Annotated in this window: 12 protein-coding genes; 6 read left to right on the top strand and 6 right to left on the bottom strand. The window is 32.4% G+C overall.

Features of this window, described 5'->3' with window-relative positions; translation table 11 throughout:
- Positions 1-74 precede the first annotated feature (74 nt).
- Positions 75-407, top strand: coding sequence for a hypothetical protein (locus tag QL232_RS26170; protein WP_281616378.1), 333 nt, complete (start codon positions 75-77; stop codon positions 405-407).
- A gap of 122 nt (positions 408-529) precedes the next feature.
- The gene (locus QL232_RS26165) at positions 530-1,378 is read left to right on the top strand and encodes an SDR family oxidoreductase (RefSeq protein WP_281616377.1); all 849 of its coding nucleotides are present in this window, start codon (positions 530-532) and stop codon (positions 1,376-1,378) included.
- A gap of 45 nt (positions 1,379-1,423) precedes the next feature.
- On the opposite strand, the gene QL232_RS26160 is transcribed toward QL232_RS26165, so the two are convergent.
- The 6 genes from QL232_RS26160 to QL232_RS26135 all read right to left on the bottom strand — a co-directional run bounded on the left by QL232_RS26160 (position 1,424) and on the right by QL232_RS26135 (position 8,209).
- On the bottom strand, positions 1,424-2,542 hold the full coding sequence (locus tag QL232_RS26160) for an AraC family transcriptional regulator (RefSeq protein ID WP_281616376.1): 1,119 nt from the start codon (positions 2,540-2,542) through the stop codon (positions 1,424-1,426).
- Positions 2,543-2,769: 227 nt separating this feature from the next.
- Positions 2,770-2,916, bottom strand: a complete 147-nt coding sequence (locus tag QL232_RS26155) for a hypothetical protein (protein ID WP_168882818.1) — start codon at positions 2,914-2,916, stop codon at positions 2,770-2,772.
- A 197-nt stretch (positions 2,917-3,113) separates the two neighbouring features.
- The gene (locus QL232_RS26150; protein WP_281616375.1) at positions 3,114-3,797 is read right to left on the bottom strand and encodes an ATP-binding cassette domain-containing protein; all 684 of its coding nucleotides are present in this window, start codon (positions 3,795-3,797) and stop codon (positions 3,114-3,116) included.
- Positions 3,775-4,398, bottom strand: a complete 624-nt coding sequence (locus tag QL232_RS26145) for a hypothetical protein (protein WP_281616374.1) — start codon at positions 4,396-4,398, stop codon at positions 3,775-3,777. Before QL232_RS26145 ends, QL232_RS26150 begins: the two co-directional genes overlap by 23 nt.
- Before the next feature lie 425 nt (positions 4,399-4,823).
- Positions 4,824-5,246, bottom strand: a complete 423-nt coding sequence (locus tag QL232_RS26140) for a hypothetical protein (RefSeq protein WP_281616373.1) — start codon at positions 5,244-5,246, stop codon at positions 4,824-4,826.
- Between the two features lie 128 nt (positions 5,247-5,374).
- The gene (locus QL232_RS26135) at positions 5,375-8,209 is read right to left on the bottom strand and encodes a starch-binding protein (protein ID WP_281616372.1); all 2,835 of its coding nucleotides are present in this window, start codon (positions 8,207-8,209) and stop codon (positions 5,375-5,377) included.
- Between the two features lie 357 nt (positions 8,210-8,566).
- Here QL232_RS26135 and QL232_RS26130 point away from each other — a divergent pair, with 357 nt between their 5' ends.
- From QL232_RS26130 to QL232_RS26115, 4 genes are all read left to right on the top strand, one after another.
- Positions 8,567-9,442, top strand: coding sequence for a carbohydrate kinase (locus QL232_RS26130; protein ID WP_281616371.1), 876 nt, complete (start codon positions 8,567-8,569; stop codon positions 9,440-9,442).
- A 199-nt stretch (positions 9,443-9,641) separates the two neighbouring features.
- Positions 9,642-11,540 (top strand): T9SS type A sorting domain-containing protein, encoded by a 1,899-nt coding sequence (locus tag QL232_RS26125; RefSeq protein ID WP_281616370.1) that lies wholly within the window; start codon positions 9,642-9,644, stop codon positions 11,538-11,540.
- A gap of 903 nt (positions 11,541-12,443) precedes the next feature.
- A complete protein-coding gene (locus QL232_RS26120) occupies positions 12,444-14,243 on the top strand; it encodes a mucoidy inhibitor MuiA family protein (RefSeq protein WP_281616369.1) in 1,800 nt (599 codons plus the stop codon).
- 158 nt (positions 14,244-14,401) lie between these two features.
- On the top strand, positions 14,402-15,337 hold the full coding sequence (locus QL232_RS26115; RefSeq protein WP_281616368.1) for a response regulator: 936 nt from the start codon (positions 14,402-14,404) through the stop codon (positions 15,335-15,337).
- Positions 15,338-15,340: the final 3 nt, after the last annotated feature.

The raw sequence follows: 15,340 nt of genomic DNA, 5'->3' as shown, positions 1-15,340 counted from the left end.
TTTTGTTACCCATAAATGTTGCAACTTAAACAAGTGTTTCACGTATATCACATTGAACTAAATATTTATGTTTGATGAAGTATATACTATTATTCTTAACAGTTTTTGGTTTTCTATCTAGTACAATAGCTAGTGATAAGAAATTAGAAAAAGCCAATAAATTTGCCGAAATCGCTCAAAAAGAATTTAACCTAAAAGATAATGTCAAGGAACAAATTTTGAGTGAACATCTCACATTTCTGAATGAAATTGAAAAAATTGATGAAGCTGTAAAAAATGGGGAAATAGGTAAAGAGAAAGCAGAACAGAAGAAAAAAGAACTTGAAAAGCAGTTCGATAAAAAAATGCAAGATATTAAAGGAGTTTCACCTGCACTCTATAAAGTATTTAAACGGAAAGCATCATAATTATAAAAGCTACTTAGATAAGTAGCTTTTTTATTTATCATTAGATATTTTCTAATTTCATTTATAAATTATAAGAGACTTTCTGTCAATCAAATAGAATACTAATTTTAATAATCATATCTATGAAAATTGCTGTAACTTCTGCAAGTGGTCAATTAGGTGCTGCTATTACAAAAGCCCTCATAAATGAAATTGGAAAAGAAAATGTAATTGCCATCGCCCGAACTCCACATAAAGCAGAACACCTGGGTGTTGAGGTAAGAAAAGGAGATTATAATAATACTGATGAATTAACGATGGCCTTAAAAGGTGTAGATAAAGTATTGTTAGTCTCAGGTATGGATGAACCTAGCAAACGTATACAACAGCATAGAAATGTAATAGAAGCAGCCAAGCAGAATGGTGTTGAGAAGTTGGTCTATACAAGTATTGTTGGAGATGAGAATGGTACAGGGTTTAACCCAGTTGTGAAGAGCAATCGCCAAACAGAAGAAGATATTCGTCATTCGGGATTAGATTATGTTATTGGAAGAAATGGGATTTATATAGAGCCTGATTTAGAATATATTGATACTTATGTTAGTGAAGGTGAAATTAGAAATTGTGGGGGTGAAGGTAAAGTGGGGTATACCAGTAGACCTGAGCTAGGTTTTGCATATGCAAAGATGCTCATAGAAGACAAACACAATGGAGCAACTTATAATTTAATAGGGAACTTGATCTCACAACAGGAATTAACTAATTATATTAATTCTGTTTTTGGTACAAGTTTAGTATTTAATTCGGTATCTGTTGAAGATTATAAAAATGAAAGGATAAAGATATTAGGGGAGTTCTTAGGAACTGTTATTGGAGGCATTTATGAAGGTATTAGAAATGGAGCAAATGAAGTAGAATCTCACTATGAAAAGGCGGCAGGTAGACCTCATCAATCTCCAGAGGAAATGATGTTATCCTACAAGAATAGATAATCAAAAAAGGCTAGTTCATATACCGTTTGAACTAGCCTTTTACTATTATAATGCCTTTTTATTACTCTCTCGATATTGACTAGGGGTTAACCCAGTTTTTTCTTTAAACGCTCTATTGAAAGTAGATTTGGAATTAAATCCAGATTCTTTTGCTAAAAATTCAAGTTTAAGATTAGTCCCTTCATCAGAACGTAAAAGCTTTTTTGCCTCCTTAATTCTGTAATGAGAGATAAACTCATTAAAATTCATATTCAACCCTTCATTGATCACAAAAGATACTCTTGAACGATGCATTTTTACTTCTTTCGCAAGTGTAATTAGACTAAAATCATTTTTTAGATACGCTTTTTCATCTTCGATATAATCAATGATGATTTCTAAATCATTATTTAGCTGGAGCTCAACTTCTCTTTTCTTTTCAACAGCATCTTTCTTTGTAGTAGGTAAAAGAACGTATACTTTTTGTGAAATTACCCAATGAAAAATAACATATAAAAAGATAACGAAAGTAATGTAGTAAATAGGAAAGGCCATATCAGATAATGGTAAACCATAAACATTTGATATGACACCATATACACCAAAAGTATGTACACCTAAATATAAATATGCTAAAATAAAGAAGAGACCTTTAGTACTTTTGTCGTCATCATCAGAAAGCATATTCCTAGAATGAGCATTTTTATACTGATAGAGAAATGCACCTAAATACATATATCCCATCACAATATTAGATATATCTTGTGCTCTGTTAATAAAATCCGCATACATTTCATTTTCAATAAATATTGAGGTAACTCTATAGTATGCATCCCAATAAACAATAGGGACTGATAATATTAAAAAAGAGAAAGGTATCACAAAATGGATTCTATCTACCTTGTCAAAGGTATCTTTTCCGGTGTAAGCATATTTTAAATATAAATAGAGTAAAGGGTATAACAATGTTGTTGCAGACGAACCTATAGATCTTAGAATCATATAATTCGCAAAAGGATTGATCTGCATTAAAGAATACATTAACGCCACATATGACCATATCATAGTGGAATAAACAAGGAGTTTACCTTGAAGAGATAATTTTCTATGAAATCTTAAGTAAGTAGAAAGAAACAGCCCGTTGGCCGATCCAATCAACGTTAAGATAGACAGTATTTGTTTCATATCATTCAAAAGTAACGTTGTTGCGAAAATAGATATTTTTAGCTCTCCCATTTTGAATGATTAAGTATTATTATGAAGATAGAAGTCATAGGATCCATCGATTAAATTAAAAAATGATCCTATTGAAATAAGAGAACAGACAAACAAAAATAACAGAGTTTGAGCATAAAAAAAGGCTAAATAAAAATTATTTAGCCTAATCTATTTATTTAAGGACAAATTCTGATTTAGTTACCATTATAGACATGTGTTTGTGGTACGTCTTGAAGGATGTTATGAGACGGTCCTACACCGAAATGTACTCCAGCTAGGATAACTCCTAATGTTCCTAATACAACAATTCCACTTTTTACGATGTCTAATAAATCTTTCATGATAACTCTGATATTTGATGTAATTTTTTAAAAGACTAATTTATCTTTTATGGTTTTTTTAACGCGATTAATCAGTCTACGTTGAGCATATTTTTTTTCATTAACATTTTAATGAAACTCTTTTTCTAAATGGAAGATTTAATTGACAAAGGTCACCAAAAACAACTAATTTTAATGAAGAATAATGATGTATATTATCAAAAGAGCTTATTAATAATTTGACTATTCTCTTTTTCAATTCTCTGATGAATTGCCTTTTGGAATCCCTCAAATTCATCTTTTGATTTACTGACAAGAATCTTTTTATTATCTAATTGATGAATATAATCACATAAGCTGGTTAAAGATTCTAGGATATGTGAAGTGATAATAATGGTTTTACCTTGCTCTTTTAATTTCAATAGGATCATCCTAATAATTCTGGAAGACTCTAAATCAAGTCCATTAAAAGGTTCATCAAGAATAATTATTGGTTTATCCTGATGGAGAATTCCTGATATCGCTAACTTCTTCTTCATTCCTGTTGAATAACCATCAATTAATTCATTCAGCGGAAGTTGAAATAGTTCATTCCATAAGTTGATTTCCTTTATATCTTCTTGAAATAAACCTAGGTATTCATTACCTGTTATGTTATTGTAGAAATAATTTTCAGTAGGTAAATATGCGATGTCTTTTTTTGTGAGTTTTTTTTCATTATAACAAAGCACACCTTGATCAGCTTTATGCAACCCAAAAAGTGTTTTAATGAAAGTGGTTTTCCCAGAACCATTTAACCCCACTAATCCATGAATTTTTTTAAGAGGTAAATCTATAGATAAATCATCTAATATCTTTTTATCTTCAGAGTAGGAAACACTAAGTTGTTGTATCGAAATCATTTAAGTAGAAGTTTAGGTTGTCAATAGCTTTAAAATAAAATCGGATAATGAGAATAAATAAAGCAGGAATTAAGAAAGGTATAAATATACTTAATACCCCTAAAGATGATAAGGTTTGTGATGCTGCTGACTTTTCATTGGGTTGATAAAATGCATATTTTAAGATAACGATATAGATATTCAAAACCATTAGAATAGATAGTTCGACTATAGGGAGGAACCATTCATTATAATGAAATATATAATAGACAAAGATTAAAGGAAGCGCTAATTGATTGTACATCATTACCTGCCTTTTTACTTTTAAGAATAAAAATTCTTTTGGAGGTAGTTCTAATGCAATAAGAAATGAGGCAGGTTCATTGATCTCAAAAAAACTGAAAATAACTAACCATAAAATAACAAGGCCAATTGGAACTACAGCAAATTGAAAGCTACCAAATAATATTCCCAACCATAATAATAAGAAAGGATAGAAGTATTTCCGGACACCACTCTTCCATTCATAAAAATCATAAGGGATGAGCTGAATGATCTTGTTATTAATCGCTTTTGATGATCTTTTCCATTTGATCAAAGGCACAAGGAGTATAGCAAGCAAAATTATGGATAAGGACTCCCAATGAAAGTGAACAATTAGTAGTACAATTAAAGGAATACTTAATATCAGATACTCTAACAGAAATAATATAAATGTTGATGAGGAATAAGTATTTAGAAATTCCTTGTCATTCCTAACAAAATGTAGAAATATTAATAGCGAACTAGATACAAGAGAGGAAATGAGACTAAAATCAGAACTTTCTGTTTTTAAAAAGAGAACATAATAGCTTCCTACACTAATAGATAGAAAGAGGAGAGACCTCCACCAACCTAAAGATTGAATTTCTCTTTGAGTTTGTTTGAAACGTATGAATATGAGTTGTTTTAACATATAGACAGTACTTGAAATGTTATAAATTAGTGAAGTACTGCAGAGAAGACAAATTTTATAGCAATAAAAAAGAGGAGTAGAAACTCCTCAATTTAGACTAACTCTTTTTCGAGTTCATTGGCCCATGTCTTCATGTAGACAGCTGCATGCTCTTTATTACCTTTTTCTAAATATCTAAATCCACCCGGAAGTGCCTTTAGAATATTTTTATTAGAAAGATATTCTAAGTGATTGATATCTTCAAGTTCAAACCCATGTTCCATAAGGGTATCAATAATGTTGTCGACAGGAACACCGCTTGCTGGACAGTAATCATTTGCGAATTCTGACCATTCATCCAATTTATGTCTCTGTGCTGACTCATAAATATCTTTAGAGTTCATTGGGGTGATTGCTTGTACTAAGTGGCCACAATTACAACGGCCAACATGTCCCCAACTATAGTCGGCGCTAGCTTCTATGTTAGAAGCAGCCTCTCTTAGTTTTGTAATAAGGTATCTATTGGGTTTTGCCATAGTAAAAAAGTTTTATTTACGGTGATAACTATAATATAAAACATTTGCTTGACATTAAGGTTTTTACTTTTCGATAAAAAATAAAAAAAGAGGAACCATAAGCTCCTCTTTTTCTTCCGTATAGATCATTATCGTACAATGATTTTTCTAATATATATTTGATCCCCAGCTTGTACTTTCACAATGTATAAGCCTTGGGATAAATCAAGGGTATTCACTTTAAGTTGATGTGAGCCTAATGTTAATGCTTTATGTATTGGAGAAAGAACTTCTTGACCATTCAAATCAAATGTTTGAAGATGTAGAACAGCATTTTCTCTAAGTTGAATATCAATAGTAAATCCGTTTGTGACTTCAGTAGGGTACAGTTGCAACTCTTTTTCTAAGTCTAGGGATTGACTAACAGTCCTGCTACTTGATGACTCAGGATTTGAACTATACCATTGCCCATCTTTATACCATCCTTCGCCAGTTCTGTTTAAGTCTGATGTTTGAGCACCACTTCCGTTATGGAATAATAGATTTGAAGAAGTGGCCCCTTCAATAGTATAACGATACCAACCATTACCTTCAGAGATCATTGATTCACCTGGCCAATTACTGCTTGCTCCATTGGAAGCCGCCCAATAATGAATTTTGGTACTATTTCCCCAACTCGATTTGAAATGTACTGTTAAACCATCGGCTGGTTCTGGAGTTATAGGTTCACTATCATACCATTGTCCATCTTTGTACCATCCATCAGAAGATCTAGTGAAATCATCAGTTTGGTTTCCATTGCCATCATGGAACAATAAATTAGAAGAGGTTACATTGGATGGGAATTCATAGACATACCAACCATTTTCAAGATTCATTGTAGCTCCAGGCCACACTGTATTACTAACGCTACCTGTAGGAGAAGCTCCCCAATGGTGAATCAAATTGTAACCTTGAACATGAACTTTAAAACCACCATTAGGTTCTGGTAATGGGTTCACTACAAAGTTCGAGCTTTCAGTAGATGTTTGGTTCCCTGTAGCATCAATAGCATAATAATTTACCGTAGCACTTTCTGTTAATGTAAATGTTACAGATGAAGTTGCTTGTATTGACGGAGTAGAACCATCTGTAGAGTAAAATATCGAAGGAGAATTATCTCGGTCATCTGTAGCTGTTAAAGTAATAGAAACTTCGCCATTATGTGTTCCTCCATTTGGAGAAATTGTGATAGATGGAGCGCTTGTATCTGGTGTATCAGGTACAGGTTCAGCTACCCAACCGTTGTCATACCATACATCCCCACACACATTCATTTCATCGCCTGTGATTTTAGTACTTCCACAAAGTAGTATTAGGTTACTACAAGAACCTTCAATAGTAAACTCATAAAATCCATCGTATTTAGCTGAAGGTTGCATATTTTCCCCAGGCCATGTTGTAGTTTGATCACCATCTACAACTCCCCAGAAATAAATACTAGGGTTGGAACAGTTGGGCTTAAAATAAACTGTCATACTAGCAGCTTCATTAAAAGTATACACACCTTCTACTAAATCTGATGACCCATTTTCATTGATTGCAATAGCTTTCACAGTTTTTGTTTCTCCAACTTGACCACATACTTCTATAGCACTAGTATACACTAAACTATTACTATTTGGAGTACTACCATCTGTTGTGTAGTAGATAGTACCTTCTGAAGCTGTTAGAGAAACTGTCGCACACCCATCTGAATGATTCCCGCTAGGAGAATTTAATGTTAATGTTGGTAGAGTAACAACAGGCCCTTTGTCCCAAATGGCATATCCTGGACCTGATGTTTTTAAGTTCCAACCATTTCCTGGTGACCAATTTCCACCACCAATTTTCATGGCTACTTTATTATCAATAATAGCTGCGTAATATGAATTGTCATTTCCTCCTTCAACTTGAACATAACTTGTGTTTGTAATTCCATTATCTTTTCTGATCTGAATCATTTCAGTTAAAGCATCTTTAATACCATAGTCAAAGAAGTGTGAGTAGAAAACTACTGGGATACCTGGGTGAGTTAGGATATAAGCATAACCTTGAAGTAAGGTTGAGTTATCTGAAGGATTGTTTGGAAAAGAGTTATCACCGTATTCTGATCTTACAGGTTCAGTATCATGATTTTCCAAGAATGTTACTGCTTGTGATCCTCTAGTTCCTAATAAACTTGGTAATCCGTTTAGGTAATTATAATTACCTCTAACAGCATCATGTAAAGTATACTTTAATGGAAAGTCAAAAGCTGAAGATGTATTTTGAGCACCATCCAACCATGCAGTAATTTCATTGTAAGGTTTCCATTGTTCACCAATTGAAATATATGGACTCGTTGCATTATTGTATTCAGCAAAATAGTATGCATTAAAACCATGTACAAAGTCATAACGCCATCCATCAAAACCGACATCATTTTTTAGCCAGTTCATCCATTTTTTAATCTCATCCCTAACAGTGAATGAGTTATGATTTAAATCTCTTGCAGCCTCATATTGTGTACCTGAGTCATTATCACCACAAGCGGCACCTTGCTCAGTAGAATATTCGCTCCAGTTGACTTCGTCATCGGCACAGATAGAAGAACATCCACCTAATGATGGTTCTGTAAAATCAGCCCATCCAGTAGATCCAACACGGTGGTTAATAACAATATCAGCGATGGCTTGTACATTGTTGTTACCTAAATTTTGGACTAAGCTTCTTAGTTCCGCTTCAGTACCATAGTTCGAATTCAGGTCATACCATTTTCTTGGTAAGTATCCTGCTCTATCAGCTGCATCTGATGGAGGTGGTAACCAAATGGCATCAAACCCTGCGTTTGATATTTCACCCACCTTACTATCTAGATTTTGCCACCAATCCTTTTTGGCTGGGTCAGCAGCTTCCCAGTGGAATCCTTGCAATAGAACATCACTACGGCCTCCTTGTTGAGCACTCGCTGTATGATAGTTCATTAGACAAATGATCCAAAAAATAACAGAGGATCTCATTAGTAGAGTTGTCTTCATTTTCATTTCAAAAAATAAGTATTGTAATAATTAAGTATGTCAGATGATATGTCGCTGGTTGATCCATCTGAGTTAGTTTTACAATGTTATGAAATGAATAAGTGTAAATCGTACCATATTATAAAACTTGGTACAAATGACTTTTTGGGGCGTACCGATTCATGTAAAGGAACGTTGTAAGTGATACTTATACAGGTGTTTATGTGTTTGTTTTTTACCCGTTAAGGATGTTTTTATCTTTTCTATAAAACTTTATTTTATTAAAGATTAGATTGAAGTAAAATAGATAACTATCTTAACTCTATGAAAAAAGGACTAAACATCTTTGGAATAGGAGAGGCATTATATGATATCTTTCCAGAAGGGAAACAATTAGGTGGTGCTCCCATCAATTTTGCTTACCATGCAAAACAGCTTGAGGCTAACGGGCAAATTATTACATCAATAGGAGATGATCAGATAGGAAAAGACTTAGTAAATGAAATTAATAATCTGGGTATCCGAAATTTTATTTCATATTCAGAATTTCCAACAGGAACTGTAGCGGTTACCGTAGATGATAAAGGTGTACCTTCTTATGAGATATGTGAACCTGTAGCTTGGGATGAAATAAAAATAAATAAAGAAACTGAGGAAGCATTAGTAAATGCTGACGCTTTGTGCTTTGGAACACTTGCCCAGCGGAATGATGTTTCTAGAAAAGCTATTGAACAAGTATTAAATACAGTTCCGAAAGAATGTATAAAGGTTTTTGATATAAACTTAAGACAACATTATTATAATAAGGATTGCATCGAGTCCTCTTTAAACCAATGCAATGTTCTTAAAATCAATGAAGAAGAGGTGTTGGTAGTTGCTGAACTCCTAGATGTTAACCTTTTGGATGAAGAGCAATTTTGTCATCACCTAATCGAAAGATTTTCTATTGACATGGTGGCTTTAACAAAAGGCGAAGAAGGAAGTTATTTGGTAACAAAAAATGAGACATCCTATTTAAGTACACCAAAGGTAAACGTTGTGGATACAGTCGGGGCAGGAGATTCTTTTACTGCTCGATTAGTAATAGGGATATTAAATAATGAACCGATCATAGAGACACATCAAAAAGCAGTGGAACTATCAGCTTATGTGTGTACCCAAAAAGGAGCTACTCCAAAAATTGATAAGATATTTCAATAGATGTTTTAAACTAAATTATTTAGAACAAGTTAGGTAAGGTCAGGTTTTTTATTGAATCTGACCTTTTTCTATTGTAGTTAGAAGAGTTTGATAAACAATGTTAAAGTGAATTGACCTTCACTCACATTAACACTGCTAATTAAGCATCAGGATGAAATAAGATGTAACTATGTTACAACACTATTAATATCTAGAGATTATGCTAAACGGTTATCAATCAAAACTTCATTTTATACTTCTATTCCTATTTATATCAATTACCATTAATGCACAAGATACATTTGTGATTGATAGTGATTTGCAATTTAACAGCTCAAATGACTGGGATGTTTATTGGACTAATAATGGTAATATACCACAATCAGGAGATATATTTTTCCTTGATAAAGGAGCTGAGTTAAGTATCGATTTTGACCTTTCACAAAAAGGTAATTTTTTATTTTATGGATCAAAGCTTAATTCTAAAACTGCAAGTATTAACTTTTTAGAAGATGGTAAAGGATCAATCGGTTTCAGGACAGATTCTTACAATCAAATAGAAGTAAAAGTTAAAGGTGATGTAACCATTTTTGACGGTGTGACGAATCAAGATCTTACATTTACTGTAGAGGGTGATGGGCAAATCTATTCAACAGGTCAAGTCTATTCATCAAATCAATTTGTGACAATTTACCAAAAAGATAATGGTGTTTTTGAAATAAATGGAGATTTGATAAGCACTAGTGGTTTAAATATCACTATGGAAGATAATAGTAAGTTAGAAGTGTTAGGTAATTTAGATAATAGAAATTCGGCATCAACAATTAAGCAATCTGGTTTATCAGAATTAACTATTACTGGAACCTACTCATCTACAGGTTATTCAGGTGGTGATTTAATTGAATTAAAAGGAAGTTCATATATTTTTATTGGTAATGATATTACGGTAAATAACAATATGGAAATAAAGGTAGGTGAAGAAAATGATGTGAATGCAAATGCCGAAGCTTACTTTGAAGGGAATATTACTACGACTCAAGCTTGTACCATTAGAAGTTATGAAGGCAGTTCTATTGATCTAAAAGGTAATTATACAACAGTAAAAGGTTTTAGTAACGGAGACGTAATTGACATACAAGGATATATGAACCTTGGGAAGAAGGTACAAATTACCGGTACATCAACTGCTATTATAAAAGTTGGAGACAATGGTCGCCTAGATGTAGGGGAATTATTTTCAGCAGATAATTCATGGAGTATTAAGTTAGTAATCTGTGGAGTTCTTTATATTAAAGGTGACTTGAACTTAGGACCTGCAATTGAAATTGATATGTGTGGTTCTGATGTTAATTGTAAATATGTAGATCATGTTTCTGATCCGGATTTTGACCATAATAATCTTGATGGAGGAAAAATTTTAGTAGAGGGCGATTTAAATTTTGATTGTCATTATGATGATAATATCTATAACTGTGGCTATATAGGTGTAATGGGAGATTGTGGTTGTACAACAAACACCCCAAGTGATGTTTGTAATGGTGTAGACGATGGTGTTCCAGATTTACCTGTTGAATTAATTTACTTTAAAGGCCAAAATACAGACACAGGGCATTTGTTATTATGGTCTACAGCTTCTGAATTAAATGCATCTCATTTTGATGTAGAAGCTTCAAACAATAGAAGAGATTGGCAAAAGATAGGTAGAGTGGAAGCAGCCGGCAATAGCAATACTCAGTTGAAATACGAATTCTTGGATGAAGGAAAATCTGGTACTTATTATAGACTAGCTCAATATGATTTTGATGATAAAGTAGAATATTTTGGTATAGTTTCTTTTGTAGCCGATCAGTTTGGTTTCTCATGTCATGTTTATCCTACAGTATCAACTAATGGAGATGAATTAAAAGTAGTAATTCAAGAGGCAAATACAGAATATCCTGTTGTTGGTGTTTTTTATGATCAACAAGGGAGAGTGATTTCTCATGAAATAATTATAGAGAATACTGAACTTAATAATATTGGAGTATATAAAGTTCCTGAGGTTTCAACAAGTGGGGTTTATCTTCTAAGAGTTTCTAATGGTATTAATACCCATACAGAAAAGATTGTTGTAAATTAAATCAATAAATTGAACTAAATAATCCTAATTTTTAGAGTTATTTATCACTACTCATAACTTAGTGTACAATGTTTTATTTTGTTGGTAATCAGTGTACTTAAAAATATTTTAAAAAATTAAATTACTGATTTCTAATGCTTTGGGTGAGATGTTATAAAATAAACGGCTTTTCGTTTGTTCAATCTTTATCAAATGTTTAAAATTACATCAGAATAAATGAGAATTATTAAATAAAAGAATGTGACTATTGAAATATTTGTAACGTTTTTTATATGTGACAAATATCTCGATAACCTGAAAATATTGCTATCTATATACTCTTTTGAAGTAGATGTCTTCTATTTCAATTAATTCCCATTTTTATAAAGAGAAATTTATAATAGTATTATTTAATACTGGATTTAATAATGTAACTGGTGACTATCAGCGATTAGAGTAATCTTCAATAAAAACGATATTTGTTCATGCCTTCTTTACCATTTGCATAAAGTGAACTCATATTATGAAGATTGCTCTTTTTTTATGATAGATAATATATATAGTACCCTCTTATACATTAGATATCTATAAGAGGGTATTCTTATCTCCTTAAATTAGAAAATCGTTTTTCTCTCCCTTAGACATCTTTTTGTAAACTCTATTATTTGAAAATCTTGTTCGAGTGAAGTTGATTAAATCTGGAACCAAACAAGGGTAATAACTTTATTTGTGATTGATAATGTTCAAAGTTGAATTTCAAATACAAAACTTTTTATGCCTTTACATGAAGTGAGCCTAAATTAAGTTAAGATGAAATAAAAGTTAAAATATCTTATCTAGTACGGCTATTGTAGATAATAGGATGTCTTACTAAAAAACATGTTATCATTCATCAGATAATTTCATACGATTAACTATTTGTTTATGAAAAAAATAACCGTACTATTATCCATAGCTTTAGTATTTGTATTTCAAAATATTTTTGCTCAATCCAAATCATCAACTATTAACCAAGTCACAGTTTTCACAAATGGTGCACAAATTGATCGATCTATAAAGATCAATTATGAAAAAGGACGTCACGATTTGTTATTAAATGGATTGTCTTCTCATATTAATTCTGAAAGTATTAGAGTAACGGGTAATTCTGATTTTGTGATTTTGAATGTCCAATTTGAAAAAGATTATGTATCTCAAGTAGAAACCAATGATCAAATTGAATCAATTCAACAGAAAATTGATGGATTAAAAAGTCAATTAGAAGAAGAGCGTGTGAAATTAAAAATCACAGAGGATAAATTAGACTTTTTGAAATCTAATAAAGAAATATCTAGTAAGGACATCACATCTACGACTTTTCAGAACTATAATGCATATTATGGTCAACAATTGGAAACGTTATCTCTTCAACAATTAAAACAAAAGAGATCAATTAATAAGAAAAATGAAGAGTTAGGAAAACTTCAACGTCAACTAAGAGATATTTCAAACAATAATGAGGTTTCAGGGGTAATCAAGGTAAGTTATGAAGCCAAGCAAAGTGGTAATATGGACCTTAAGTTTTCTTACAGAGTAAAGCGAGCTAGTTGGTATCCTTCTTACGATTTAAGATATAATGGAGCGGATAAACCAATGAGTATTACATACAAAGCGATTATCACTCAGACGACAGATGTAGATTGGAAAGATGTACATTTGGTCTTGTCAACGGCAAAGCAACATGTATCTGGTACTATGCCATATTTGGACCCTTTTTATGTGAATTATACTCCAAAATATGAAGAAAAAGGAGATTGGGGATATGCTGATGGTTGGGGTGGTTCCGCCGATGATATGGCGACTGAAGAACTAACAATGGCAGCAGCACCTGAATTAAAAAAGAGTATTAGAATCAGAGGAACAAATTCAACAAGTGCTCAGGAACCAATGTATATCGTTGATGGAGAAGTTAAAAATGACATTGACTATCTTGATAAAAATTCAATAGAATCATTAGAGGTATTAAAAGACGCATCATCTACTGCAATATATGGTTCTAGAGGAGCTAACGGTGTAGTCATTGTCAATACGAAAGGAAATGGGAATGGAGCATACAGAACTATCTCTGCCCAGAATGAGACAGCATCTGAGTTTGTATTGGCTAATAAACACACAATACAATCAGATTACCGTTCAAAAACATTGATGTATAAACAAAAGGAAGTTCCAGCATCATTTACCTACCAAGCAGTACCGAAGTTATCAGAACATGTATATCTAGTTGGGCAATTAACAGATTGGTCTAAATACAATTTAATTTCTGGGCAAGCTAGTATTTATATGGACAATGCTTATGTAGGCAAGACAAGGATTAAAACAGATAACCTGACGGATACACTAGATATTTCTTTTGGTGTGGACAATAATATTTCCATAAAAAGAGAAAAGCTAAGTGAGTATGAAGAATCGAAAGCTATAGGATCCAATAAGAGAGAGACTATTGCCTACAAGATTACAGTTAGGAATAATAAAAATTATGAAATAGAAGCGTCTATTTTTGATCAAATACCTGTTTCTCAAAAGAAGGAAATTCAAGTTGAATTGATCGACATATCTAATGCAGTTCAGGAAACAGATACAGGTAAACTCAGTTGGAAAATTAAATTGAAGCCTAATGAGGTGAAAGAAATAATAGTTCGATATGCAGTGAAATATCCAAAATCGAATAATGTTATTTTAGAATAATCGAAAAGCCTTTCAAGAAAACCTTGGAAGGCTTTTTTGCTTTCATTGAAAATGACAAGTAATACTACATTAGGATATATTTTTAGGATATAAATTTTCAAATAATTACAAATACTGTTACTTTTAAAATCACGACACACAGATTTTTTTCAAAAACTATGACAGACAAAAAAAATTGTATCCTAATTGTAGATGACGCCCCTGAAAATATTGATATTCTAAGAGGACTTCTAGGTGATGAATATAAAATTAAAGTAGCCTTAAATGGTAAAAGAGCTTTAGATTTAGCAAAGTCCTCACCACAACCAGATCTTATTTTATTAGATATTGTAATGCCGGAAATGGATGGCTATGAAGTGCTTGAACAATTAAAGGCTGATCCAGAATTATCACATATCAGTGTTATTTTCTTAACATCAAAAGTAGACCCAGAAGATGAGAAGAAAGGTTTCTCATTGGGTGCCTCAGATTATATCACAAAACCATTTGATCCAGATATTGTCAAATCTCGCATCAAGCCTAGAATAGAGATGTCTGTTCATCAAAAGCAATTAAAAGAACAAATCGCTCAATTAACACTAAATGGCGGCGAAGATGAAGAAGGTTCAAAGGAACAAGAACTTTTAGATTTAATTGCCAAAGGAGAGAGTGAAAATATAGAATTTAAGTCTACTTTAAGATTTAACTTATATACTAAAAAGCATGAGCCTCGAATTGAAAATCAATGTTTAAAAAGTATTGCAGCCTTCTTAAATGGTCATGGCGGAACACTATTTATTGGTGTAAATGATGATGGAGAACCAATAGGGCTTAAGCCAGATGCTTTTAAAAATGAGGATAAATTAATGTTGCATTGGCATAATTTAGTTAAGCAATACGTTGGGGCTGACCTAGCACAGTTTATCCACACCTCTGTTGTGATGCTAAAAGGAGAGCAGGTGATGGTTGTTAAGTGTGACCCATCTGCCAGACCTGTATTTATGACAAGAGATGGTGATGAAGCTTTTTATGTAAGAATGGGTAACTCTAGCCAATCTTTAAAACCAAGTGAAATGTTAGCCTACGTAGATAGCCGTTATGGTGATGCACGCTAATTT

Origin of the sequence: Flammeovirga sp. SubArs3, from assembly GCF_947387565.1 — a bacterium.
Taxonomy (GTDB): domain Bacteria; phylum Bacteroidota; class Bacteroidia; order Cytophagales; family Flammeovirgaceae; genus Flammeovirga; species Flammeovirga agarivorans.
Note: the sequence above shows the minus strand (reverse complement) of the source record. Positions and strands in the feature narration are given on the sequence as shown.